This window comes from Rhizobacter sp. LjRoot28, assembly GCF_964253025.1.
GTDB lineage: Bacteria > Pseudomonadota > Gammaproteobacteria > Burkholderiales > Burkholderiaceae_C > Rhizobacter.
Window position 1 is genome coordinate 1,270,024 of record NZ_CAXUQC020000001.1, and the last position, 24,778, is coordinate 1,294,801.

A 24,778-nucleotide genomic window follows, 5' to 3' on the forward strand; every position below is an offset into this window, starting at 1 on the left:
GCATGCGTCGCCGTGACGCCATTTCGCCCACCTGGAACCCATTGCGCATGCGCTTGCTGTCCTTCCTGAAACGCCAGCCCACCGACGAGCCCAAGGCCGCCCCGCCGAGCAAGGATGCGGTGGATGCGGTCCAGCAGGTTCGGGCGCGCGCGCGCCAGCGCCTCATCGGTGCGGCGGTGCTGGTGGTGGCGGGCGTGATCGGCTTCCCGCTGCTGTTCGCCACGCAGCCTCGACCGCTGCCGGTCGACACCCCGATCGAGATCGCCCGGCGGGATGGATCGGTCGCGCGCGGTACCGGCCCGGCTGTCGTCGTGCCCGCACCGGTCGAGACACCGACGCCCCCGGCCGCGCCACCGGCAGCGGAAGTCGTCCCCGAGACGCCCGCGGAGCCACCCGCGGCCGAACCGCCCGTGCCGGAACGACCCGCCGAGAAGCCGGCCGAGCAGCCCGTTGAGAAGCCGGCAGAGAAGCCGGCAGAGAAGCCTGCCGAGAAGCCTGCCGAGAAGCCGGCCAAGCCACCGATCGAGAAGCCCGCCGCGAAGCCGGCCGACAAGCCCGCGGAACGCAAGCCCGCCACCCGTGCCGAGGATGCCCGCGCGCAGGCCCTGCTCAATGGCCAGGACAGCCCCAAGCCCGCCGAGGGCGCAGGGCGCTTCGTGGTCCAGGTGGGGGCCTTCGCCGAAATGAACGCTGCCCGGGATGCGCGCCAGAAGGTCGAGAAGCTCGGCCTGAAGACCTATACCCAGGTCGTCGAGACATCCTCCGGCAACCGCATCCGGGTGCGCGTGGGCCCCTTCGCCAGCCGCGCCGAGGCCGACCGGGCCGCCGGCAAGATCAAGGCAGCGGGTCTCGGCTCGGCTGTCTACACCCTCTGACGGGCCATGGGATGGCTGGACGCGGTACTCATCGGCATCCTCCTGCTCTCGGTCGTCATCGGCCTGGTGCGCGGGCTGGTGTTCGAGCTGATGTCACTCGTCGGGTGGGTCGTCGCGTACTTCGTGGCGCACTGGTTCTCGGGCGACGTCGCACAGCACCTGCCAGTCGGGACGCCCGGCTCCACGACCAACGCCGTCGCAGCCTTCGTGCTCACCTTCGTGGCGACGCTGCTGCTGTGGGCAATCACCTCCCGGGTGATCCGCATGATCATCCATGCCACGCCGCTGAGCGTGGTGGACCGGCTGCTGGGCGGCGTCTTCGGCGGCCTGCGCGGCCTGCTCGTGCTGCTGCTGCTCGTCACCATCGTGAGCATGACGCCCTGGTCCACTTCGCCCACGTGGCGCGACTCGGCCGCCGTGCCATGGCTCCAGGCGGCGCTGGCCGGCCTGCGGCCGCTGCTGCCGGCGCCCATTTCCAAGCATCTGCCGGCGTGATCGCGGCGCGTTGATTCACTAGCAAGGACACGGTTTATGTGCGGCATCTTCGGCGTCATCTCCAACACGCCGGTCAACCAATTGATCTACGACGCCCTGCTGCTGCTGCAGCACCGCGGGCAGGATGCCGCCGGCATCGTGACCATGCTCGAGGGCAAGTGCTTCATGCACAAGGCGCGCGGCATGGTGCGGGACGTCTTCCGCACGCGCAACATGCGGGCGTTGCCCGGCAATGTCGGGCTGGGGCAGGTCCGCTACCCCACGGCCGGCAACGCCTACAGCGAGGAAGAGGCGCAACCGTTCTACGTGAACGCGCCGTTCGGCATCGTGCTGGTGCACAACGGCAACCTCACCAACGCCCATGCGCTCAAGCAGGAGCTGGTCGACGTCGATCGTCGCCACATCAACACCACCAGCGACACCGAGGTGCTGATCAACATCCTCGCACACGAACTGCAGGCCGCTGCACGGGACAAGGTCCTCACGCCATCGATCGTGTTCGAGGCCGTGCGCGCCGTGCACAAGCGCATCAAGGGTTCGTACGCGGTGGTCGCGCTGATCGCCGGGCACGGGTTGCTCGCCTTCCGCGATCCGTTCGGCATCCGTCCGCTGTGCTTCGGCGAGGCCGAGCTGCCCGACGGGCGCGAGGTGGTGGTGGCCAGCGAATCGGTGGCCATCGAGGGCACCGGTCACAAGGTGGTCCGTGACGTGGCCCCCGGCGAGGCCATCTTCATCGGCATGGACGGTGTGGTGCATGCCGAGCAGTGTGCCGAGAACCCGACGCTGAACCCCTGCATGTTCGAGTATGTGTACCTGGCCCGTCCCGATTCCATCATGGACGGCATATCGGTGTACCAGGCGCGCCTCAACATGGGCGAGACGCTGGCCAAGCGGGTGATCTCCACCGTGCCGCCGAAGGACATCGACGTCGTCATCCCGATTCCGGAGTCCAGCCGGCCCTCGGCCATGCAGCTCGCACAGAAACTGGGCAAGCCGTACCGCGAGGGCTTCGTGAAGAACCGCTACGTCGGCCGGACCTTCATCATGCCGGGGCAGGGCGTTCGCAAGAAGTCGGTGCGGCAGAAGCTCAATGCCATCGGCGTCGAATTCAAGGGCCGCAACGTGCTGCTCGTGGATGACTCCATCGTGCGCGGCACCACCTCCAAGGAGATCGTGCAGATGGCGCGCGATGCCGGTGCCCGCAAGGTGTACATGGCTTCGGCCGCACCGCCGGTGCGCTTCCCCAACGTCTACGGCATTGACATGCCGACGAGTGAGGAACTCATCGCGCACAACCGCAGCATCGAGGAGATCCGCCAGTTCATCGGCGCCGACGCCCTGATCTACCAGGACGTCGATGCGATGAAGAACGTGGTCGGTGCGCTGCAGCCCGCACTCGACGGGTTCGAGGCCTCGTGCTTCGACGGACGCTATGTCACGGGCGACGTGTCCGTCGACGACTTCACCGCCATGGCCGCCCAGCGCAAGTCCCAGGGCGACGAGGAAGAGACCGCCGATCGCACCCGCCTGGCCTTGCAGAACGGCACGGAGGCCGGCTGATGGCGGGCCCGGTGAAGCGCATTCCCCGCGTCGCGCTGCCGCCCGATGTCCGGCCGGACACCCTGGCGGTGCGCGAGGGTCTGCCGGCAACGGCCTGGGGTGAAAACTCCGAGGCCCTGTTCCTCACCAGCAGCTTCGTGCAGCCGGACGCGGCCACGGCGGCGGCCCGCTTCGCGAACGAGGAAGAGGCGTTCACCTATTCGCGCTTCACCAACCCGACGGTGATGATGTTCGAGCGTCGCCTGGCTGCGCTCGAAGGGACCGAAGCTGCCATCGCCACGGCCAGCGGCATGAGCGCCATCCTGCTGCTGGGCCTGGCCCTGCTCAAGGCCGGCGACCATGTCGTGTGCTCGCAGAGCGTGTTCGGATCGACCCTCGTGCTGTTCGGCCGCGAGTTCGCGAAGTTCGGCGTCGAGACCACGTTCGTGTCGCAGACGGATGTCGAGGCCTGGCGCCAGGCCGTGCGCCCCAACACCCGGCTGCTCTTCGCCGAGTCGCCCACCAACCCGCTGACCGAGGTGTGCGACATCGGCGCACTGGCCGACATCGCGCACCAGGCCGGCGCGCTGCTTGCCGTCGACAACTGCTTCTGTTCACCCGCATTGCAACGTCCCCGCGAGTACGGCGCCGACCTGATCGTGCACTCGGGCACCAAGTACCTCGATGGCCAGGGCCGCGTGCTCGCCGGTGCGGTGTGCGGCCCGGAGGCCTTGATCAACGAGCGTTTCGTACCGGTGATGCGCAGCGCCGGCATTTCGCTCTCGCCTTTCAACGCCTGGGTGGTGCTCAAGGGGCTCGAGACCCTGTCGATCCGCATGGCGGCCCAGAGCCAGCGTGCCCACGAACTGGCGATGTGGCTTGAAGCCCAGCCTGGCGTCGAGCGTGTGTTCTACCCGGGGCTGGCCTCGCATCCGCAGCACGCGCTCGCCATGGCCCAGCAGGGCGGCAGTGGCGGCGCGGTGCTGTCCTTCGTCGTGCGCGCGCCGGATGCCGAAGCCGCGCGCCGCAACGCGTTCCACGTGATCGACCAGACCCAGGTGTGCTCGATCACGGCCAACCTCGGCGACACCAAGACCACCATCACCCATCCCGCGAGCACATCGCACGGGCGCCTGACCGAAGCGCAGCGCCAGTCGGCCGGCATCGTCCAGGGCCTGATCCGCGTGGCGGTCGGTCTGGAAGATGTGCGCGACCTGAAGGCCGATCTGCAACGCGGTCTCGACACGCTCTGACGACGCTCCCACCATGACCCGCAAGATCCGAACCCGCATCGCCCCGTCCCCGACGGGTTTCCTCCACCTCGGAACGGCGCGCACCGCGCTCTTCTCCTGGGCCTTTGCACGCCACTTCGGTGGCGACTTCATCCTGCGCATCGAAGACACCGACGAGGCGCGGTCCACGCAGGAGGCCGTCGACCAGATCATCGCCGCCATGAAGTGGTTGGAGCTGGAGTACGACGAAGGCCCGTTCTATCAAATGCAGCGCATCGACCGCTATCGGGAGGTGATCGCCAGCATGCTGGAGGCCGGCACGGCCTACCGCTGCTACTGCACGCCGGCCGAGCTCGACGAGATGCGCGAGGCGCAGCGCGCTCGCGGCGAGAAGCCACGCTATGACGGCCGCTGGCGCCCGGAGCCGGGCAAGCGACTGCCGGCCGTGCCCGAGGGCGTGGCTCCCGTGATCCGCTTCCGCAATCCGATTGAGGGTGACGTGACCTGGGACGACATGGTCAAGGGTCCGATCACCATCAACAACCGCGAACTCGATGACCTGATCATCGCGCGTCCGTCGAGCGAACCCGGCGGCATCGGCACGCCGACGTACAACTTCTGCGTGGTGGTGGACGACCTGGACATGCAGATCACCCATGTGATCCGCGGCGACGACCACGTCAACAACACCCCCCGTCAGATCAACATCCTTCGTGCGTTGGGTGCGGAGCTTCCCGTCTACGGCCACACGCCCATGATCCTCGGCCCGGACGGCGACAAGTTGTCGAAGCGCCATGGTGCGGTCAGCGTGCTGCAGTACGAAGAAGACGGCTATCTGCCGGCAGCGATGATCAACTACCTCTCACGCCTTGGTTGGAGCCATGGCGACGACGAGGTGTACACGCGTGAACAGCTCATCGCCTGGTTCGATGGCCAGCACTTGGCCAAGAGCCCCGCGCAGTGGGACGCCGCCAAGCTCAACTGGGTGAACGGCCAGTACATGAAGGCAGCTGCCGACGACACGCTGGCGCCGCTGCTCGCCGCACAACTGGCGCGGCGTGGCGTGCAGGTCCAGGCAGGCGAGCACCTCGCGCGCGTGTGCGGCCTCTTCAAGGACCGCTGCGCCACGACGGTCGAGCTTGCCGACTGGGCCATGATGTACTTCACCGACATCACGCCGCGTGGCGAAGACCTCGAGGCCCATGTGACCGAGGCGGTCAAGCCCGCACTCGCGACGTTGGCCGCGGCCCTGGAAGGGGTGGAGTGGAACAAGCCGGCCATCGCCGCAGCCATCAAGCAGACGCTCACCACGCACGGCTTGAAGATGCCCGTGTTGGCTCATGCCGTGCGCGTTCTCGTGTGCGGTCGGGCGCAGACGCCGTCGCTCGATGCAGTGCTTGAATTGTTCTCGCGAGAAATTGCGATGAAACGCTTGCACTCATTCTGAAAGTCGTTCTATAATCGCATTCTCGCTTGAACAGCGCGAACCTTCAGGAAACTGAATAAGTTCAGAGGGGGTATAGCTCAGCTGGGAGAGCGCTTGCATGGCATGCAAGAGGTCAGCGGTTCGATCCCGCTTACCTCCACCAAGAACCTTGGTTCGAAGTGGCGCGTTGTTCAAGATTGCGAAGGTTTAGTCCCCTTCGTCTAGAGGCCTAGGACACCACCCTTTCACGGTGATTACAGGGGTTCGAATCCCCTAGGGGACGCCAAGTTCGATGGCGCTTGCAGAGAAATCTGGAAGCCATCATGGAGTGGTAGTTCAGTTGGTTAGAATACCGGCCTGTCACGCCGGGGGTCGCGGGTTCGAGCCCCGTCCACTCCGCCAACACGGAAGCCCTGCAAACACTGTTTGCAGGGCTTTTTCGTTTTGGGCGACGCCCTTTGCATATTGCTCGCACCCGCACCACATACTCGATGAAATGAGTGATGTGTCGCGATCATCAACTCACCGAGCTGCCACCCGCGTCTTCAGGCTTCGCCTACGGCATCGGCATCGGCACCGACTTCGACTTCCACGAAGCCCATGACTTCACCATCGGTGACGTGGCCGGTGGGGCGCGCACCGCACCATCCTTGAACTCAGCGCTCGTTCGCCTGCTGCGCCCCGCCCGCACGCTGCAGCAAGTCATCGAGGTGGGCTTCGAACGTCGTCTCCCCGCGCCAGGCGTCCTCCGGCATGTCGAAGCCGTGATCGACGCATCGCGCCGTCATGCGGGCATACGACTCGGCCGCGACGGGCGAGAAGCCGAGCTGCCGAAACCACGCTTCCCACTGCGCCCGCGGCACGACCTCGACGGTGACCGGCCTTGCCAGGCGCTGCGAAAACGCTGACGCCACCTCGGCCGGTGTGTACGGCCGCGGTCCGGTCACGTACTGGAGGCCGACATCCTCGACGGAGGACATCAGGCGCTGCGCCGCGGCCTCGCCCACGTCCACTGGTGACACCATGGGAATCGGAAGGTCGGCCGGAAACAGCGTGGGCAGACGACCCGAGTCCCGGACGGCGTCGAGCAGGCCGTCCCAGTTGCTCATGTAATAGGCCGCGCGATTGATGGCCGCCGGGATGGGTTGCTCGCGCAGGCCGGCCTCCAGCGTCCACAGCGTGTTCAGGTCACCCAGCCGCTCGCCCGGCTGCGCACCGCCCGTCGACGCGGCGACCACCTTGTCCAGCCCGATGCCTGCGAGCGCGCGAAGGATGTTCGCGATGGTGGACTTCTCGGTGGCGTCGGTGTCAGCAGTGATGTCCGCGGGCGGGTTGAGCAGGAACGCGCGACGGCCATGCCGCAGCACCGTCTGCAGGGCGTCCACCTCATTGATGTCGACTTCGGCAACGTGGGCCCCCGCCTGGCGGGCCTTGTCGGCACGCCTCGCGTCACGCGTCAGCACCGTGACGGGCTTTCTCTCGCGCAGCAATGCCGCCGCCACCGCTGAACCGACATGTCCCGTCCCGCCCATGATCATGTACATCGCGACCTCCGTGAACTTGATGCGAACAGGATCGACCATCGGACCGACAGGTCCTGTCAGCAGGCTTGGAAAACCCCGTTGGCGTTGACGGAATGCAGCGGCTCGTGCGGCCGGGACCGTGCATTGCCGTTCGCCGTGGGACTCTCGGCAGGGTCATGCCGGCGCAAAACGCGGGGGGCCGCGCTCGGACATGGTTCGCCCCGGGGGCAGCCCGGCTATATTGCGCACTCCTGCACACTCCGGCGCCCGAAGAGGGACCTCTTGATGGGCACAACGAACCCGGCGAACCGCTCACGCCGACCCTGGGACCTTGTCACGCTCGTCGGCCTGCTGCCGGCGGTGGCCGTGCTGCCCCTGCTGGCCTTTGCCGGCATCCTGATGTACCTCCTGGCGCAACAGGGCAGCACGACGGCACAGCAGGCCTTCGTCGATGCGAATCGGTCGCTGACCAGGGTGGTCCAGTCCGAACTCGACCGCGCGACGCAAGATCTGGAACGCCTGGCCTCCACGGAACCGGGGGCGAGCCCCGGACAAGCACGCGCCCATCTTGCCCGCGCGCTGGTGGCAGAGGAGGGCGCCTTTTCGGCCGTCTTGCTGGTGGAGGGCGATCGCTCGACGGTGCTGGCCGGGCATGACGTCACCTCGGCATCCCCGACGCTTGACGACTCGGCCCCTGGCATGGGCATCACGGACCTTCGTCACCAGGCGGGCGGGCGGCCCGGCGTGGTGGAGGTGCGGGTGCCGGTCGCTGGCGGAACACCGCAGCTCATCGTCGGTCATCTGAACCTGCGGCGCCTGTCCCGGATTCTTGCGCGGCACGCGGGCGAGAGGTCCTTTGCGACCGTGCTCGACAGCCGTCGCATCATCATCGCGCGGAGCACCGATTTCGATCGGTTCTTCGGCCAGTTGCCCAGCGCGCAGACCCTGGAGGCAGTGACGGCGCAACGCGACGGCCAGGGCCGCTTCGTCACCCGCGACGGGCGCGAGCTGTTCTGGGCCTGGACCACGCTGCGAGAGACGCAATGGGCCGTGTTCCTGGGCACACCCGCTCGACAGATCGACGCCGCGTTCCGCGAGTCGCTCATCACCCTGCTGGCGGGCACGGCCGTCGCCCTCGCGCTTGGCAGCTTCGCGGCCTGGTCGGTCGGACGGCGCATCGTGCGGGCCGCCGACGACATGGCCGAGCAGGCGCCGGGCCTCGTGTCCGGACGCAGTCCGGAGTACCGCAGTTCCGGCCTGCGCCAGATCGACGGCCTGTACCGGGCGATGGCCGCCGCCGGTCAGCAGCTCAATGACGCCCACCGCCAGCGGGACGACGCCCTCGTGGCCGAGCAGGCCGCCCGCGAGCGGTCGGAGCGTGACAACCGCAAGAAGGACATCTTCATCGCCACACTGTCGCACGAGCTGCGCAACCCGCTCGCCCCGATCGCCTCGACCGCCAGGGCCTTGCTGAGCGGGGCGCTTTCGCCCGAAGAGGCCCGGCAGGCGGCCGCGGTGATCCACCGGCAGGCATCGAGCCTGTCGCACCTGCTGGACGATCTGCTCGATGCCTCGCGCATCACCACGGGACGCATCCAGCTCGACATCCAGCCGACGTCGGTGATGAGCGTGGCGCAAGCGGCTGCCGAGGCGGCCCGCCCTCTGCTTGACCAACGTGACCATCGGCTCGACGTCGATGTGGAGCCGAAGGACCTGGCGGTGCTCGGCGACAGCCTCCGGCTGGTGCAGGTGCTGTCCAACCTGCTCAACAACGCCGCGAAGTACACGCCTCCTGGCGGCCGCATCCAGGTGCAGGCAGCGCGCCAGGATGAGCAACACGTGCGGATCAGCGTGATCGACAACGGCATCGGCATACCGGCCGGGTCCATCGGGCGCGTGTTCGACATCTTCGAGCAACTCGATGGTGCGAACCCACAGTCGGGCGGCGGCCTGGGGATCGGCCTGTCACTGGTCCGGGGCATCGTCGAGATGCACGGTGGCAGCGTGTCGGCGGCAAGCGAAGGCACCGGGCGCGGCTCACGGTTCGATGTCCTGCTCCCGCAGGCGCCGGCGGGGCTGATGCCCGAAGCACCCGATCCATCCGGTCCGCCCGTCGAGAACCCGGCGAGCAGGCGCTTCCTGCTGGTGGACGACAACGTCGACGCCGCCGTGTCGATGCAGGTGCTGCTGGAGGTCCTGCATGGCTTCAGCGTCGACGTGGCGCACAGCGGCGAAGAGGCGCTCGAACGCGTGTCTGCGGCCCGCTACGACGTCATCTGCCTCGACATCGGCTTGCCGGATCTCGATGGCTACGAGCTCGCCCGGCGCATCCGGCCGCAGACCGATGCCGTGCTGGTGGCGACCACGGGTTGGGGCTCGATGGACGACAAGCAGCGCGCCCGCGACGCCGGATTTGACCTGCACATGACCAAGCCCGTGGATGCCGACGAACTCGTCGCCCGGGTGGTTGATCGGTTGCCCGCGAGCGGTCCCCATGCGTGAGGCCCGGTGAGGCCCGGCCAGCGTTCGCAGGGGCCGAGGCGGACAAGCCATGACGAGGGCCAGCGCGCTCACCGACGTTGATTCGCAGGGACTCCTCGTGCGTCGCGCCGGGGTGCTCGGGGGCTTCATCTTGCGCTCGCAGAGGCCGTGCCGCCGAGCCGATGCCAGCGCCCCCGAGGTGGTCGTCCCGCGGATGAACCGCCCGCGCCAAGCGCCGTACGGCCGTGACGACGCGATCACGACAGCCAGGCGCTTCGGCTTCGACCTGCGCGTTCAGCGGTGACGGAACACGGGCTTGCGCTTGGCCAGGAAGGCATTCATGCCTTCGTGTGCGTCCTCGCTGGCGAACCGCCCGTACAGTTGCCGGCGCTCGCAGGCAATGCCTTCGGTCAGCGACGATTCATAGGCCCGGTTGACCGAATCCTTGATTGCCATGAGCGCCGGAAGCGAGTAGTCGGCGATGGTGCCGGCCAGCGTCAGCGCCTCGTCCATCAGGCGGCCCTCTTCGACGACGCGAGAGACGAGGCCGTACCGATCGGCCTCGACTGCACTCAACGTGCGCGCGGACAGGCACATGTCCATCGCCTTGGCCTTGCCGACGGCGCGTGGCAGGCGTTGGGTGCCGCCCGCACCGGGCAGCATCGCCAGCTTGACTTCGGGCAGCGCAAACCTCGCGCTCTCGGCGGCCAGGATGATGTCGCAGGCCAATGCCAGCTCGCAACCACCGCCCATCGCAACGCCGGCGACGGCCGCGACGACCGGCTTTCGCACACGGCGGATCGTCTCCCAGTTCCGCGTGATGAACTGGGTGCGGTCGACGTCCATGTACGACCATCCGGCCATGGCGGTGATGTCCGCGCCCGCCGCGAATGCCTTGGGTCCGCCGGTCAGCACGATGGTGCCGACGCGATCGTCGGCGTCGAAGTGCAGCAGCGCCTCGCCGAGCGCGTCCATCAATGCGTCGTCGAGGGCATTGAGTTGATGCGGGCGGTTCAGCGTGATGACGCCGACCCGCCCGATCACCTGCGTCAGTACCAATGAGTCGAGCCCGGAGCTCCGGGTGTCGCGGTTCATGTCAGGGGTCTCGTGGTGTCCCATGGCGTGCGGCGCTCACAGGTTGCCATCGCGCAGCATCTGGCGCAGCTTGAACTTCTGGATCTTTCCGGAGGGCGTGGTCGGAATGGCGTCGCGAACGATCAGGCGCTCAGGGATGTACTGCAACGCCACCTTCTGCGACTTGAGGAAACCGACCATGCCGGCCAGGTCCAGGCGCTGGCCCGCCCGGGGAACCACCACGGCGCAGGCGCGTTCGCCGAGGCGGTCGTCCGCATAGGCCACCAGGGCGACCTGCGCGATGGCAGGGTGCTTGAAGAGCAGCGACTCGATCTCCACGACCGGAATGTTCTCGCCGCCGCGGATGATCACGTCCTTGCTGCGACCCGTGATACGGATGTAGCCATTGGCGTCCAGCGCAGCGAGGTCACCGGTGTCGAACCAGCCTTGTGCATCCGTGCCGTTCAGTTCGGGCCGGTGCAGGTAGCCACCGAAGTTCGAGCATGACCGCACGAGGAGCTTGCCGACCTCGCCCGCGGGCATCGCCTTGCCGTCGAAGTTCACCACCTTCACCTCCACTCCCGGCAGGGGGCATCCGTCAGTGGTGCAGGCGAGGTGGTCGTCGTCGTCGAGCTTGATCAGCGTGACGGCCCCGTTCTCCGTCATGCCCCAGGCGGACACGATCTTGCTGCCCAGCGCCTTGCGTGCCTGCTCGACCAGCGGCCCGGGAATCGGGGCTCCGGCGCACAGGAACGTCTTCAGGCTGGGTACGCCCGTGGCGTCCTCCTGCACGACCTTCGTGAGGTCGGCCAGGAACGGCGTCGACGCCATGGCGAAGGTCACTTCCTCGGCACGGATGATCTCGCGCGCCTTGTAGGGATCCCACTGGTCCTGCAGCACCACGCTGGCGCGCAGGATGATGGGCATCATCAGGCCGTACATGAAGCCGGTCTGGTGCGCCATCGGCGAAGCCATGAGGACGACGTCGTCTTGCCTCAGTGACAAACGCTCTGCGTACGGCACGATGTTGGCCATCAGCGTGTTGGCCGAATGCATCACGCCCTTCGGTTCGCCGGTCGTCCCGGACGTGAACATCAGCTGCGTGATGTCGTCCGCACTCGGGCGGTGACGGGTCAGGACGTCGCGTGCGTCATGCTCGTTTTCCCAGGCGGGTGCCGTCAGCAGCGCATCGAAGTCGTCGGCACCGCCGCCGTCCACCACGACGATGTGCGCCAGCTTCGGAAGTTCGGACTTGAGGCCACGGGCCATGGCTTCGTGATCGAAGCCGCGGAACACCTTGGGCACGACAAGCACCTTGGCCTCGCCGTGACGGAGCATGAAGGAGAGCTCGCGTTCGCGGAAGATGTGCATCATCGGATTGAGCACCGCGCCGATCCGTGAACAGGCCAGGTACAGCACGCTGAACTGCCACCAGTTGGGCAACTGCATCGCCACCACGTCATTCCGTTCCACGCCGAGGCGTGAGAGACCCACGGCCACCCTGTCGGCGAGCGTCGCGAGTTCACGGTAGGTGAACCGGCGCACCTCGCCCGACTCGACGCGCACGGCTGTGAGCGCGAGCTTGTCCGGGTACGCCGCGACGCAGGCGTCGAGGTCGTCGTTGATCGTGCGGTCATGCCACAAGCCTCGTGCGAGGCTTTCGGCGCGGCGAGGCGGCAAAAGGACGGGATCGAATTCCACGGCATGTCTCCGGTAGTCTCTGGCGGGTCAGGCGGGTCAGGCGGGTCAGGCGGGTCAGGCGGGCACGAACTTGCGTCCGGCGCGCGTGCGGGCGATGATCGTCTTCATGATCTGGGCCGTACCGTCGCCGATCTGGAAGCCCAGCACGTCGCGCAGGCGCTGTTCCATCAGCCCGCGGTCATAGCCACCGTGCCCATGGCACAGCAGGCATTGGTGAATGACGTCGTAGGCGAGCTTCGGCCCCCACCACTTGGCCATTCCGGCCTCGGCGGAGTGCGGCAGGCCCTTGTCCTTCAGCCACAGTCCTTGCAGGCAGAGCAAGCGAGCCCCTTCCACCTCGGTGTCGAACTGTGCAAGCGGATGCGTCACCCCCTGGAAGGCCGACAGCGGCTGGCCGAACGCCTGGCGCTGTGTGATGTAGTCCCACGTCTCTTCCAATGCCACGCGCGCCACGGCAAGGCACTGCAGGCCGATCAGCGAGCGTGAGAAGTCGAAGCCGTGCATCACCTGCACGAAGCCCTTGTTCTCTTCACCCAGGCGATGACTCACCGGCACGCGCACGTTCTCGAAGAAGATGGACCCGCGGCCGATGGCGCGTTGGCCGTGACAGTCGAACCGGTTGGTGGTCAGCCCCGGTGTGTCCATCGGCACCAGCAGGGCGGTGACGCCATGCGCCGCGGACTCGGGTGTTCCTGTGCGGCCGAACACCACCGTGATGTCGGCCTGGTCAGCCGCTGAAATGGAAGTCTTTTCGCCGTTGATGAGGTAGAAGTCGCCTTCGCGCTGGACGCTCAGGCGCAGGTTCGCCGCATCCGAACCGCCGCGCGGCTCGGTCAAGGCAATGGCACAGATCGCCTCGCCCTGCACGATCCGCTTCAGCCAGGGCGCCACGATGTCGGGTCGCCCGTATTTCGACAGGATCTGGCTGTTCAGCGACGCGAGCAGGTTCAAGTACGAGAAGCTCAGGTCGGCACGGGCGATCTCCTCGTGGATCACGCCGGCGGCAAGGCATCCAAGGCCCAAGCCGCCGAACTGCTCGGGCAGTTCCGGGCAGATGAACCCGAGCGAGCCCATCTCCCGCAGCAGCGAGCGGTCCAGCACCCGGGTGCGATCGCGTTCCTGGAAACCTGCCTTGACGCGCTCGTCGGCGAAGCGCCGTGCGGTCTCTGCCAGGGCCAGCAGGTCCTCGTCGATGTAGGGGTTCGGGTTCATCGGGACGCGCTCCGGTTCACTTGGCGTACTTGCGGAAGTCAGGCTTGCGCTTGTCCTTGAGCGCGGCCACCCCTTCTCGGGACTCCTCGGTGTCGTAGTAGAGCTTCAGGGCATACATGCCCATGCCGGCAATGCCGCTCTGGTGGGCGGTGTCCATGTTGAAGCTGCGCTTGGCGATGGCGATCGCCGTGGGACTGCGTTCGCAGATGGTCTCGGCCCACTCCTGCACGGTCGCATCAAGTGCCTCGTGCGGCACGCACACGTTGGCCAGGCCCATTGCAACGGCCTCGGCTCCGCTGTACCGCTTGTTGAGGTACCAGATCTCCCGTGCCTTCTTCTCGCCCACGACGCGGGCGAGGAAGGCCGTGCCGTAGCCCGGGTCCACCGAGCCCATCTTCGGCCCGACCTGGCCGAAGACGGCCTTCTCGGAGCAGATGGTCAGATCGCAGATCGTGCACAGGACGTTGCCGCCACCGATGGCAAAGCCCTGTACGCGTGCGATGACCGGCTTGGGCACGTCGCGGATGGCGGTGTGCAGCTCTTCCATGGGCAGCCCGATGGTGCCGCGCCCGTCGTAGTTGCCATCGTGCGCCGATTGGTCCCCGCCGGTGCAGAAGGCCTTGTCGCCGGCGCCTGCGAGCACGATGCAGCCCACGTTCCGGTCGTAGCCGGCCTTGTTGAGCGCCTTGATCAGTTCGTCGCAGGTGGAGCCACGGAAGGCGTTCATCTTCTCGGGCCGATTGATGGTGATCCAGGCAACGTGGTTGCGGACCTCGTACAGGATGTCTTCGAAGCTCATGGGGGATCTCTCCAGCAGGGGTGAAAGTGGGGAAGGTCAACCGTTCATCGTCAGTCCGCCCGACACGCTTAGCACCTGACCGGTGACAAAGGCCGCGTCGTCGCTCGCGAAGAACAGCACCGCACCCGGAAGGTCGTCGGGTTGGCCGATGCGGCCCAGCGGGATGGAGCGGGTGAACGCCTCCATCAGCTTCTCGGGGTTGCCGGCGCCCTCCTTGTAGTCGGCGAAGAGGGCGGTGTCGGTGGGGCCGGGGCAGACGACATTGACGGTGATGCCATGGCGCGCATGCTCTCGCGCGATGGTCTTGGAGAACGACACCAGGCCGCCCTTGCACGCGGCGTAGACGGCCTCGCCGGAAGAGCCCACGCGTGCCGCGTCGGACGCGATGTTGACGATGCGACCTTGCTTGCGTTGCACCATGGCCGGGAGCACCGCGTGGTGCATGTGCAGGGCGCCGGTCAGGTTGATGGCGATCAGCTTGTCCCATTGCGAGGGCTCTGTCTTCGTGAACGGCTTGAAGACATCCCAGCCGGCGTTGTTGACCAGCACGTCGATCGGCCCCAGCGCTTGCTGCGCGGAAGCGACGGCGGCGTTGACGCTGTCCCGGGCGGTGATGTCGCAGTGAAAGGCTTGAGCCCGTCCGCCCGCTGCCCGAACGGCCTCGGCAACCCGTTCCGCGGCGTCCAGGTCGAGGTCGAAGACCGCGACCTGTGCGGCTTCGGTCGCGAAGCGGCGGCACGTGGCGCCGCCAATGCCTCCGCCGCCACCCGTGACGACCACCACCTTGTCCTTGAAGCGTTGCATCATGTTCCTTTCGTTGGATGTGCTGTTGACCGCCGGCGCTGTGCAGCGGGGAAGATACGTAAACATGTTGACTCAATAGTAGGTGGCGGTTTGGCGCGTCACAAGTACAATCTTTTGTCATTTCCCTATCGTTTACCCTATGAACGAACCCTCTGAAGCGAAGATGGAGCTGGCCAATCGCCTCTTCTTCAGGCTGTATCAATGCGCCAATATGTTGCACAAAACGGGCACGCGTGCCGTCGAGGCGGAGGGCCTCACGACCCAGCAGTGGGCGGTCCTGGGCGCCCTGTCACGGGACAAGGCCGAGGGAGGCATGAGCGTGGGCGACCTGGCCCGGTACTTGATGGTCAGCCGCCAGAACCTGTCAGGCCTCATCAGCCGGATGGAACGGGACGGACACGTGGCCGTGACGCCTGACGAGCAGGACCGCCGTTCGCGCGTCGTCCGGATGACGGCCAGCGGCAGGCACGTGTGGCAGGACCTGGCAGTTCCCAAGATCAGGGGCTACTACGAGCAGATCCTGCGGGACTTCTCCCTCAACGATGTCACCCACACGCTCCACTACCTGCTGAAGATGCTCGACAACATGGAGCGCCTCGACCGCGCCTGGGGCGGGCCTGAAGAGGATGCAGGGGACCGATAGCCGGAGTGGCATGCCCTGGGACGCGGCACGGGAAAGGCCGGGGACGGGTTGCGGGATATGCGGACGAACGCGGGCTGGGCGCTGCGCTGTCGGTCATCGTCCGAAGGCAGGCCGGTCAACGGTCCGGCTGGAAGGGGAATGGTCCACTGCGATATGGACGATCCGGCCGCACCGATCCATCAACGACCTGGAGACGGGACAGCGACTCCGCACGAGGCGCATTGGCTTTGGAGGACGGCAGCGGTGTCGCCGTCGAAGCGGTCGCTAAACTCCTCGTGGCCGGCGCGATGTTGCCCGCCATCCATGGAGACGCGATGAACCAGCCCTGCGTCGAGGTCTACGAGGCCTTCGAAATCGACTACACCCCGTTCGCGCTGCCGGACGCCACCTTCCGGCCGCACTTTGTGATCTACCAGGCACCACCTGCAGCGCCCGGGTCGCATCTGCCGCATGTCTGGATGACGTTCGACCACCAGAGGCCGGGCGACTCTCTTGCGTGGCAGCCCACTTACGCGGACTTCGACGAGGCGGCCCGCGTCGGCCGGGAGCAGGCGCATCACGCGATCGATCGGTTCCGGCAGTCCACGCCGGATTGAGGGGCGTCAGGCGGGTCGATGACGACGGTCAGCGCTGCATGCCCCAGCGCCGCACCGTGACCCGGGCCAGCGTGTCGAAGACGAGCGTCTCCACCAGCAGGCCGATGAGGATGACCGTCACCAGGCCGGCGAACACACGGTCGGTGTAGAGCTCGTTGCGGTTCTGGAAGATGTACCAGCCCAGGCCGCCGCGCCCCGATGACGCGCCGAAGAATAGTTCGGCCGCGATCAGGGTGCGCCATGCGAATGCCCAGCCAATGCGCAGGCCCGCCAGGATGGCCGGCAAAGCCGAGGGCACGAGCAGCAGCAGCACGTAGCGCAAGCCACCCAGGCCGTAGTTGCGGCCCGCCATGCGCAGGGTGTCCGGTACGCCCTGAAATCCACTGTAGGTCGCCAGCGCCAGGGGCCATAGCACGGAGTGCACCAGCACGAAGATGAGGCTCGCCTTGCCGAGGCCGAACCAGAGCAATGCCAGGGGCAGCAAGGCAATGGCCGGAAGCGGGTTGAACATTGCCGTCAGTGTGGCGAGGAGGTCGCGCCCGAGCTGGGTCGAGACGGCCAGCGCGGTAAGTCCGAAGGCGGCGACGATGCCGAGCGCATAGCCTTGGAGCAGCAGCGTGATGGAGATGGCCGCCTTGGCCGGCAGTTCGCCGCTCGACAGGCCGTCGGCGAAAGCGCGAGCCGTCTGGCTGAACGACGGTAGCAGCAAGTCGTTGTCGGCAAACCGGGCAGCGACCTCCCACACCAGGACGAGCAGCACGAGGATGATGCCGCGACGCAGGGCGCCACGCTGCCAGAGCCGCTGCATCAGCGGGAGTGCCCGTTCGGGGACGACGTCGGCACCGAGCGGTGCGAGCGTGTGTTCGATCTCGGGCCGCACGGGTGGAAAGAGGGCGTTCATGGTGTCTGGCCTTGCTCGAACAGAAGGTCGTGGATGCGACGCGCCTGGGCCTGGAAGGCCGTGCCGCCCACGCTGTGCAGCCCGAACTCGTGCGCATTGAGTTCGGCACGCACGCGCCCTGGGTGCGGCGAGAGCACGAGGATGCGGTTGCCCACCACCAACGCTTCGTCGATGGAATGTGTGACGAAGAGCAGGGTGAACCGCACGTCGTCCCACAGGGCCAGCAGTTCCTCCTGCATGCGTCGACGGGTCAGCGCGTCGAGCGATGCAAAGGGTTCGTCCATCAGCAGCACCTTGGGCTGCATGGCCAGCGCGCGCGCAATTGCCACGCGCTGCTTCATGCCGCCCGACAGCTGATGCGGATGGTCATTGGCGAAGTCGGCCAATCCGACCTTGCGCAGCGCATCGAAGGCGCGGTCGCGTGCCTCGGCACGTGGCATCCGCTTGCCCGCCACCAACGGGAACATCACGTTGGCCAGCACCGTCTTCCACGGCGGCAGCTGGTCGAACTCCTGGAACACCACGATCCGATCGAGCCCCGGTCCCCGGACCGGCCGGCCGCCCAGGCGGATCTCGCCCTCCCGAGGCGGCAGGAAGCCGGCAACCGCCTTCAGCAGGGACGACTTGCCGCAGCCGGAGGCGCCGAGGAGGACGAAGCGGTCGGCGTGGTGCACGTCGAAGCTCACCCGGTGGGTGGCACGAACCATGCGTTCGCCGGTCACGTACTCCAGCGTCAGGCCGTCGACTTGAACGAGCGGTGGGATGCCGGTCGAGGTGCCGGGCGGGACCCGCCGGGCGGCGGGTGCCGTCGCAGCCGGGTCGAGCACTGCCTTTCGGAGGATGCCGACGGTCATGGTCAGCTGCCCGACGCGTTGTGGGCGTCGTCGAAGAAATAGTCCTTCACCGAGGCGGGCCGGTTCTTGATGGCGCCCACGCGGTGCATGAAGGCGGCCAGCGCGTAGGTGTTCTCGGGCGCGAGCTTGAAGTCCACCTCGGGGCTGCGGATGATGCTCAGCAGCAGCGTGCGGTCGATCTTCGATTGGTTGGTCCGCAGAAAGATGTCCGCGGCCAGTTCCGGGTTGGCCTTCACCAGGCGGGCGGCCTCGGCGAGCCCGTCGACGAAGGCCTTGTAGGTGCGAGGATTCTCCTTGCGGAATTTCTCGGTGGCGTAGAGCACCGTCGCTGAAGCGGGACCGCCCAGCACGTCATAGCTTCGCAGCACGATGTGCGCCGCCTTGTTGCCGGCCAGGCCCTGCTCCTGGAAGGGCGGGTTGCCGAAGTGGGCGGTAATCTCGGTACCGCCCTTGACGATGGCTGCGGTGGCCTCCGGATGCGGCAGCGCGACCTGCAGCCGGTCCAGCCGGTTGTATTGCGCGTCGCCCCAGAGTTTGGCGGAGGCGAGTTGCAGCACGCGGGACTGCACCGACACGCCCGTGGCCGGCAACGCGATGCGGTCCTGGTCGCTGAAGTCGGCGATCGTCTTCACCCTCGGGTTGGTGCTGACCAGGTAGTAGGGAAAGTTGCCGAGCGAGGCCACCCCGCGGACGTTCTGCCGGCCGTTCGTGCGGTCCCACAGGGTCAACAACGGGCCCACCCCCGCGCCGCCGATGTCGATCGATCCAGCCAGCAGCGCCTCGTTCACGGCGGCGCCACCGGAGAGTTTCACGAACTCCACCTTGAGATCGAACCCGGCGGCCCGTGCATGTTTCTCGAAGAGTTGCTGGTCCTGGGCCACGTTGAGCAGCAGGTAGACGATGCCGAACTGCTCGGCGATGCGGAGTGTGCCTTCGGCGCGTGCGGTACGAGGAGCGAGGGTGGTCGCGGCCAGCAGGGCCAGCGCGAGTGCCACCAGACGGCGGTGCAGGGCGGTCATTGAGAGTCCTTGGACAGAGAGATCAGAACGGAAGATCACCTTCGATGGTGGTCCGGTTGAGCCGCCGGCGCAGGTGGTCGGGGCAGCCGGCGGCGAGATGCATGAGGGATCGGTTGTCCCAGAACACCATGTCGTGCGCCTGCCAGACATGGCGGTACACATGCTCGGGCCGCACGCTGTGGGCGAAGAGGGCGTCGAGCAGCTCGCGGCTCTCGTCCTCCGGCAGGCCGTCGATGCGGGTCGTGAAATGCTCGCTCACGAAGAGCGCCTTGCGGCCGGTCTCCGGATGCGTCCGCACCACCGGATGCAGCACGGGCTGGACTTCGGCCAGCTGGTCGTCGGTCAGCTTGGGGCGCCAGGGGCTGCGCTGGCGCAGGGCTTCGTACTGCTTGAGGTAGGTGTGTTCGGCCCGGCGGCCGTCCACGGCCCGCTTCAGGTGCGCCGGCAAGCTGTCCCAGGCGGTGTGCATGTTGGCGAAGAGCGTGTCGCCTCCCTCGGCGGGCAGCTCCTGGGCGTGCAGCATCGAGCCGAGGCTCGGTCGTTCCTTGTACGACAGGTCCGAGTGCCAGAAGTGCCCCGCGTCGCCGAGTCCGATGGGCTGCCCGTTCTCCACGACGTTCGACACGACCAGGATCTCCGGATGTCCCGCGAGCTGGAACTGGCGGAGCACGTGGATCTGGAGTGGGCCGAAGCGGCGGCTGAAGGCGATCTGCTGCGCCGGCGCGATGCGCTGGCTGCGAAAGACGAGCAGGTGGTGATCGAGGTGGGCGCGATGGATGCGAGCGAAGTCGTCGGCCTCGACGGGGCGCGACAGGTCGAGGCCCAGCACCTCGGCCCCGAGGGGCGCATCGAGCGGGCGGATGTGCAGCGGTCGGATGAGCGTGTCCGGCGGGACGGTGGCGGTAAGTGAAGTCATGCGGGCGAAGCGCTTCGGGCTGGCAGTTCGGAGCGCTCAGGTTAAGCAGCCGCATGTCGAGAGGGAACAAATGCTTCCGTCTGTCCTTCATCGCGCAACGCATGACGCCGGCGGCGCAAGTGCTGTCCGTCCGGTTGGTGCAGGGTTGGGGATCTGCCGCGGGAACGCCGCACTCAGGCGCCCGCCAGGCGCCGCAGGTAGGTCCACGGGAAGATGCCCCGCTCATGGCCGTCGCTGAAATGGAATTGCACACCGTAGCCGCCGATCGGCGACGCGCCCGTCACTTCAACGTCGCCCCTCACCGTCACGCCACCCCCCGCCGCAGCCTGGCGGCAGGCAGTGCACTGGCAGTTCGCCCGCAGCACGCCGGACGGCAGGACAAGCGTCGCATCCTCCCATTGCAGCGTGACCCGGGCGCCGCCGAGGTCGATGGTGCGGGGCGGCGTCATGTCGTCCTTGCTGCCCTGCGGGCGACCCTTTGCGCCCGCCGCCACGATGGGCGCCGGCCGTGCAAGCGGACGCGCGCTCATGCTGCAAGCGCCTGGCCCAGGCGTGCGATCGACAGCCTGGCAAACTTGCGCACCTCCGGGTCGGGATCGTTCCCGGCGGCATGCAGGAAGGGCAAGGCGTCGGCATGGCCAGTCTCGCCGAGGGCGAGTGCGGCCTCCTTGCGCAGGTTGCTCACTTCGTGGCCAAGGGCCAGACCCAGTGCAGGGATCGCCGCAGCCGAGGCCAACTGGCCAAGGGCCCGGGCGGCCCTCACGCGCACTTGCCAGTGGGTGTCGTCCAGAGCGGCGATGAGGTCCGGGGCGGCATCGGCGATGCGCAGCTTGCCGAGCGTCGATGCCGCCTCCTCCCGCACCGGCCACGCCGCGTCTCGCAGCGCCTGCGACAGCGCCCGCGACACCGAGCCGACAAGCCCCGGGGGGGCGAGTCCGAGTGCCCCGGTGGCAGCGCGGCGGACCTCCGACGATTCATCGGAGGACACCATGCGCGTGAGGCCGATCAGCGCCTCTTCATGCTTCAGCCAGCCCAGCACACCCACCGCTTCCCGCCGGACACCGGCCTCGGCGTCATCGAGCGCTGCCAGGGCGGGCACGGCCGCCTCGGGAAGACGCAATTCCCGCAGCGCACGAAGCGCCGCAGCCCGCACGCCTGCATCCGGATGTGCAGCCCACGGCAACAGGTGGCGACCCGCGTCGCGGGTCTTCAGCTCCGACAAGCTCTGCGCCGCCGCGACGCGGACGGAAGCGTGAGCGTCGACCAGCGATCCGGCGAGCGCCGTGACAACCTCCGCCGTTTCATGGCCGGCAAGCCGCGTCGCGGCCTCGGCGCGGACTTCGAAGGCAGGGTCGTTCAGGGCCGCAAGCAGCCAGGGCACGCCGTCCGGGTCTTCTTCGTCGGCAAGTGCCATCACCGCGACGCGTCGCACGCTGGCGTCGGGGTCCTTGAGGCGCAGTTCGAGTTCAGGTGTCGGCATGATCAGATGGCGTAGCGATAGTCAGTGGCGGCCGGCTGGCCAAGTGGTGTCAGGCGTGGCAACGACGCGCCGGCGACATCGTGATGCAGGCGCGCCAGGCAACGCTGTTTGAGCGCGACGAAGTCGGGCCGGGTGACGATGCCGGCATCGCGCGGGCGCCCGAACGGCAGTACCAGTTCGTCGACGATGCGGCCGGGTCGCGCGCTCATGACGAGAACACGGTCGGCGAGGAACAGCGCCTCGTCGATGTCGTGCGTGACGAAGATCACCGTCGTCCGGATGCCCGTCCACAGCGACAACAGCAACGACTGCATCTTCACGCGCGTCAAGGCGTCCAGCGCTCCGAACGGTTCGTCCATCAGCAGCACATCCGGCTGGTTGACGAGCACCCGGGCGATTTCGACCCGCTGCTGCATGCCACCCGACAGTTCGCGCGGATAGCGCCCGCCAAACCCGCCAAGGCCCACGCGCTCGATGAACTCGTTTGCCTGTGCATGTCGCTCGGCTCGCGGTACGCCCTTCATCTTGAGGCCGTAGGCCACATTCTCCAGCACCGTCTTCCACGGAAAGAGGGTGTGCTGCTGGAACACGAGGCCACGCTGCGGATCGGGCCCGCCGATCGGTTCACCGGCGAGCGTCAGCCGCCCACTGGCGATCGGCAGATGCCCCGCCACGGCGCCCAGCAAGGTCGACTTGCCGCAGCCCGACGGCCCCAGAAGGCAGATGAACTCCCCGCGAGCGGCTTCGAGCGACACCTCGTGCAGTACTTCGAAGCGGCGGTCGTCCTCGCCGAGCGTGATGGACACGCGGTCGGCGCGCAGGTGAGGGGCGCTCATCGCGGGCCTCCGGCAGGACGCGTCCAGGGCATGAGCCAGCGGCCCGCCGCCACGACTGTGCCGGCGCTTCCCATGCCGAGCACCCCGATGACGAGCATGCCCACGATGATGGCCGGATAGTTCTGCACCGTGTACGACTCCCAGGTGTAGTACCCGATGCCGTACTGGCCCGCAATCATCTCGGCCGTGACCAGGCAGAACCAGCAGGTTCCCATGCCGATCGACAGCCCGGTGACGATGCTCGGCGCGGCGCCGGGTGTGATCACCTCGGTGAACAGGCGCAGCGGCCGGGTGCCCAGGCTGCGGGCCGACGCGATCAATCGGGCATCCACCGCTTCCACCCCGTGAATGGTGTTGAGCAGGATGGGGAACAGCGCGCCGATGAAGGTGATGAACATCATGCTTCCCTCGGAGGAGGGGAACATCAGGATGGCCAGCGGGATCCACGCCACGGCGGGAATGGGCCGCAGCACCTCGAGCGGTGGCATGAGGGTGTCACGGGCCACGCGAAGACGACCGATCAGCAGGCCGCCGGCGACGCCGGCCAGGGCGGCGAGGCCGAAGCCCACCCCCACACGCAGCAGGCTGCTCCCCAGATGCGCCAGCAGCTTGGGCGACTGCAGCAACGCCCAGGCGGCGCTGAGCACTTCGGCGGGCGGCGGCACATTGGCGAAGGTCACGAGGCCGAAATGCCACCGCTGCGTGGCCGCGAGATGCCAGAGCACGATGCAGGCGACCAGGGAGGCGGCCTGAAGGGCCTGACGGCCCTGCGGGAACGTCCGGCGCGATCGACTTCGCCCCGTTCGCAAGGGCAGGGCGCCAGAAGGGGAGGACATGGCGGTCATGGTGGGTTGGTGTCGTGGGTGGCGCCCGTCGGGCGAGATCGAGGAACACTGCGGCAGGCGGCCGCATCGGCGTGGCAGGGTGAAGTGCCTACACCGCCGGCTTGGCCGCATTGCGGGCTGCGGCGTAGTCGAGGACGCGGCCCTTGCTCGCGGCCGCATAGGCCGTGGCCGCGTCCTTCTGCAGGAAGGCACTCAACTGGCCGCGGGCGTCGACCGCGAACCAGGTGTTCGGTGCGAGCAGCTTGATGCGGTGGATGTGGTCGTGCACGTAGACGGCCCGGACCCGCCGTCCCTGCGACTCGATCTTCTGCAAGTCGCCGAATGCGCCTTCGATGCTCGCGTAGTGGCGCACCTTCGGCTCGCCCTGGACCCAGATGCCGGCGGCGCGCTGGACCTCGGTGATCGGCTTGCCGGTGACCGCGTCGTTCGCCTTCAGCGGCAGCCGCGCGTAGTCGGCCAGCCGTGCCTCGTAGTTCAGGCCGGATTGCTTGAACGCGGCCCGGATGTGCCGGTCGTCGATGAAGGTGTCGGCGCGCAGCGGCGACTCGCGCCCCATCAGCTTGAGGGTGTCGATGGACGTGGCGAGCGCCTTGCGGTACTCCGGCTTCCAGGTGAGGTCGCGTGTCTGCAGGCCGAGCGGGCCGTGATAGAGGTAGTTCACGGCGGCCTCGATGCCCGTGACGCGCTCGATCAGTTCGCTGTAGCGCTCGGGGTCGGCGGCAAACAGACGATCGGCCTCCAGCGCCGCCCTCAGGTAGGCCACCACCACCTCCGGGTGCTTGCGGGCGTACTCGCCGCTCACGAGGGCGCCATGGTAGGTCGGTGCGCCGGCCTGGGCGCCGTCGAAGATCTTGCGGGCGATTCCGCGGTGCTCGAACAGCTCTACAAAGGGCACGAAGTCGGCATGCGCCTCGATCTTGTTGGCCTGCAGTGCCGGGCCGGCGACCTCGGGTGCCTGGGTGATGATGTTCACGTCCTTCTGGGGATTCCAGCCTTGGCTAGCCACCGCCCGCAGCAGCATCCCGTGCGCAGTGGAAGCAAAGGGCACGGAGATCGTCCGGCCCTTCAACTCGGCGAGCGAGGTGACGCCGGATTGAGTCGGCACCACGATGCCGTTGCCGCTGCCATGCGTGCTGCCCGAAAGCACCGTGATGAAGTGGCTCTGCTTGCCGGCCTTGAGGAAGGCCGCGCCATTGTTCGATCCGGGGAAGTCGGCCATGGCCCCGATGTCCAGCTTGTCGGCCACCATCTCGTTGGTGAGCGGCGCGCCGGAGGTGAAGTTCTTCCACTGGATGTCATAGGTCACATCCTTGTACTTGCCGTCGCGCGGCAGGTACTTCTCCAACAGCTTGAGTTCCCGGATCAACAGGCCACCGGTTGCGCAGTTGATCGTGGTGTCCTGCGTGCCGATGGCCACGCGGATGGTCTCGGCGTGTGCGGGCGAGGCGGCGGTCAGCGAGGCGGCCAGCAGGCCGGCGAGGGAGGCTGAGGTGAAGGCGTTCAAGGGGTTCATGGGTCGTCCAGGAA

At 67.4% G+C, this 24,778-nt stretch carries 23 protein-coding genes and 3 tRNA genes; 11 read left to right on the plus strand and 15 right to left on the minus strand.

The features are described from left to right. Window positions 1–47: 47 nt before the first annotated feature. The 8 genes from ACSQ2F_RS06025 to ACSQ2F_RS06060 all read left to right on the plus strand — a co-directional run bounded on the left by ACSQ2F_RS06025 (window position 48) and on the right by ACSQ2F_RS06060 (window position 5,969). On the plus strand, window positions 48–875 hold the full coding sequence (locus ACSQ2F_RS06025; protein WP_436020786.1) for an SPOR domain-containing protein: 828 nt from the start codon (window positions 48–50) through the stop codon (window positions 873–875). Window positions 876–881: 6 nt separating this feature from the next. After that, on the plus strand, window positions 882–1,370 hold the full coding sequence (locus tag ACSQ2F_RS06030) for a CvpA family protein (RefSeq protein WP_436020788.1): 489 nt from the start codon (window positions 882–884) through the stop codon (window positions 1,368–1,370). Window positions 1,371–1,406: 36 nt separating this feature from the next. Beyond that, entirely contained in the window at window positions 1,407–2,930 is a 1,524-nt protein-coding gene (gene purF / locus ACSQ2F_RS06035; protein WP_436020790.1) for an amidophosphoribosyltransferase, read from the plus strand. Continuing rightward, window positions 2,930–4,162, plus strand: a complete 1,233-nt coding sequence (locus ACSQ2F_RS06040) for an O-succinylhomoserine sulfhydrylase (protein WP_436020792.1) — start codon at window positions 2,930–2,932, stop codon at window positions 4,160–4,162. The genes purF and ACSQ2F_RS06040 overlap by 1 nt, the downstream gene beginning before the upstream one ends. 13 nt (window positions 4,163–4,175) lie before the next feature. Next, window positions 4,176–5,588 carry a glutamate--tRNA ligase gene (gene gltX, locus ACSQ2F_RS06045; RefSeq protein ID WP_436020794.1) on the plus strand — a complete coding sequence of 471 codons (1,413 nt, stop codon included), beginning with the start codon at window positions 4,176–4,178 and terminating at the stop codon, window positions 5,586–5,588. Window positions 5,589–5,654: 66 nt separating this feature from the next. After that, window positions 5,655–5,730, plus strand: a tRNA-Ala gene (locus tag ACSQ2F_RS06050). A 47-nt stretch (window positions 5,731–5,777) separates the two neighbouring features. Beyond that, window positions 5,778–5,853, plus strand: a tRNA-Glu gene (locus ACSQ2F_RS06055). Between the two features lie 39 nt (window positions 5,854–5,892). Beyond that, window positions 5,893–5,969: transfer RNA gene (locus ACSQ2F_RS06060), tRNA-Asp, on the plus strand. A gap of 254 nt (window positions 5,970–6,223) precedes the next feature. Here the strand turns inward: ACSQ2F_RS06060 and ACSQ2F_RS06065 are convergent. Beyond that, on the minus strand, window positions 6,224–7,150 hold the full coding sequence (locus tag ACSQ2F_RS06065; RefSeq protein WP_436020796.1) for an NmrA family NAD(P)-binding protein: 927 nt from the start codon (window positions 7,148–7,150) through the stop codon (window positions 6,224–6,226). Window positions 7,151–7,375: 225 nt separating this feature from the next. On the opposite strand from ACSQ2F_RS06065, the gene ACSQ2F_RS06070 reads away from it, so the two are divergent. Continuing rightward, entirely contained in the window at window positions 7,376–9,592 is a 2,217-nt protein-coding gene (locus ACSQ2F_RS06070) for an ATP-binding protein (protein ID WP_436020798.1), read from the plus strand. A gap of 273 nt (window positions 9,593–9,865) precedes the next feature. Here the strand turns inward: ACSQ2F_RS06070 and ACSQ2F_RS06075 are convergent, their stop codons facing one another. From ACSQ2F_RS06075 to badH, 5 genes are read right to left on the minus strand one after another with little or no spacing between them, the layout of a single operon-like run. Continuing rightward, complete coding sequence (locus ACSQ2F_RS06075) at window positions 9,866–10,666, minus strand: enoyl-CoA hydratase-related protein (protein WP_436020800.1); 801 nt, start codon at window positions 10,664–10,666, stop codon at window positions 9,866–9,868. A gap of 36 nt (window positions 10,667–10,702) precedes the next feature. Then, window positions 10,703–12,346 carry a cyclohexanecarboxylate-CoA ligase gene (aliA, locus tag ACSQ2F_RS06080; protein ID WP_436020802.1) on the minus strand — a complete coding sequence of 548 codons (1,644 nt, stop codon included), beginning with the start codon at window positions 12,344–12,346 and terminating at the stop codon, window positions 10,703–10,705. Between the two features lie 54 nt (window positions 12,347–12,400). After that, the gene (aliB, locus tag ACSQ2F_RS06085; protein WP_436020804.1) at window positions 12,401–13,558 is read right to left on the minus strand and encodes a cyclohexanecarboxyl-CoA dehydrogenase; all 1,158 of its coding nucleotides are present in this window, start codon (window positions 13,556–13,558) and stop codon (window positions 12,401–12,403) included. A 16-nt stretch (window positions 13,559–13,574) separates the two neighbouring features. Next, window positions 13,575–14,357 (minus strand): 2-ketocyclohexanecarboxyl-CoA hydrolase, encoded by a 783-nt coding sequence (gene badI / locus ACSQ2F_RS06090; protein ID WP_436020806.1) that lies wholly within the window; start codon window positions 14,355–14,357, stop codon window positions 13,575–13,577. A gap of 36 nt (window positions 14,358–14,393) precedes the next feature. Then, window positions 14,394–15,161 (minus strand): 2-hydroxycyclohexanecarboxyl-CoA dehydrogenase, encoded by a 768-nt coding sequence (badH, locus tag ACSQ2F_RS06095; protein ID WP_436026748.1) that lies wholly within the window; start codon window positions 15,159–15,161, stop codon window positions 14,394–14,396. Between the two features lie 163 nt (window positions 15,162–15,324). On the opposite strand from badH, the gene ACSQ2F_RS06100 reads away from it, so the two are divergent. Continuing rightward, the gene (locus ACSQ2F_RS06100; protein ID WP_436026750.1) at window positions 15,325–15,804 is read left to right on the plus strand and encodes a MarR family winged helix-turn-helix transcriptional regulator; all 480 of its coding nucleotides are present in this window, start codon (window positions 15,325–15,327) and stop codon (window positions 15,802–15,804) included. A 221-nt stretch (window positions 15,805–16,025) separates the two neighbouring features. After that, complete coding sequence (locus ACSQ2F_RS06105; protein WP_436020808.1) at window positions 16,026–16,400, plus strand: hypothetical protein; 375 nt, start codon at window positions 16,026–16,028, stop codon at window positions 16,398–16,400. Window positions 16,401–16,428: 28 nt separating this feature from the next. Here the strand turns inward: ACSQ2F_RS06105 and ACSQ2F_RS06110 are convergent, their stop codons facing one another. From ACSQ2F_RS06110 to ACSQ2F_RS06150, 9 genes are all read right to left on the minus strand, one after another. Then, entirely contained in the window at window positions 16,429–17,301 is an 873-nt protein-coding gene (locus ACSQ2F_RS06110) for an ABC transporter permease (protein WP_436020810.1), read from the minus strand. Then, window positions 17,298–18,155 (minus strand): ABC transporter ATP-binding protein, encoded by an 858-nt coding sequence (locus ACSQ2F_RS06115; protein ID WP_436020812.1) that lies wholly within the window; start codon window positions 18,153–18,155, stop codon window positions 17,298–17,300. Before ACSQ2F_RS06115 ends, ACSQ2F_RS06110 begins: the two co-directional genes overlap by 4 nt. A 2-nt stretch (window positions 18,156–18,157) precedes the next feature. Further along, complete coding sequence (locus tag ACSQ2F_RS06120; protein WP_436020814.1) at window positions 18,158–19,174, minus strand: ABC transporter substrate-binding protein; 1,017 nt, start codon at window positions 19,172–19,174, stop codon at window positions 18,158–18,160. Window positions 19,175–19,196: 22 nt separating this feature from the next. After that, a complete protein-coding gene (locus ACSQ2F_RS06125; protein ID WP_436020816.1) occupies window positions 19,197–20,090 on the minus strand; it encodes a TauD/TfdA dioxygenase family protein in 894 nt (297 codons plus the stop codon). A 173-nt stretch (window positions 20,091–20,263) separates the two neighbouring features. Continuing rightward, entirely contained in the window at window positions 20,264–20,620 is a 357-nt protein-coding gene (locus ACSQ2F_RS06130) for a DUF971 domain-containing protein (protein ID WP_436020818.1), read from the minus strand. Next, window positions 20,617–21,570, minus strand: a complete 954-nt coding sequence (locus tag ACSQ2F_RS06135) for a HEAT repeat domain-containing protein (protein ID WP_436020820.1) — start codon at window positions 21,568–21,570, stop codon at window positions 20,617–20,619. The genes ACSQ2F_RS06130 and ACSQ2F_RS06135 overlap by 4 nt, the downstream gene beginning before the upstream one ends. 2 nt (window positions 21,571–21,572) lie before the next feature. Beyond that, complete coding sequence (locus ACSQ2F_RS06140) at window positions 21,573–22,406, minus strand: ABC transporter ATP-binding protein (RefSeq protein WP_436020822.1); 834 nt, start codon at window positions 22,404–22,406, stop codon at window positions 21,573–21,575. Then, complete coding sequence (locus tag ACSQ2F_RS06145; RefSeq protein ID WP_436020824.1) at window positions 22,403–23,242, minus strand: ABC transporter permease; 840 nt, start codon at window positions 23,240–23,242, stop codon at window positions 22,403–22,405. The genes ACSQ2F_RS06140 and ACSQ2F_RS06145 overlap by 4 nt, the downstream gene beginning before the upstream one ends. A gap of 97 nt (window positions 23,243–23,339) precedes the next feature. After that, a complete protein-coding gene (locus ACSQ2F_RS06150) occupies window positions 23,340–24,764 on the minus strand; it encodes an ABC transporter substrate-binding protein (RefSeq protein WP_436020826.1) in 1,425 nt (474 codons plus the stop codon). Window positions 24,765–24,778: the final 14 nt, after the last annotated feature.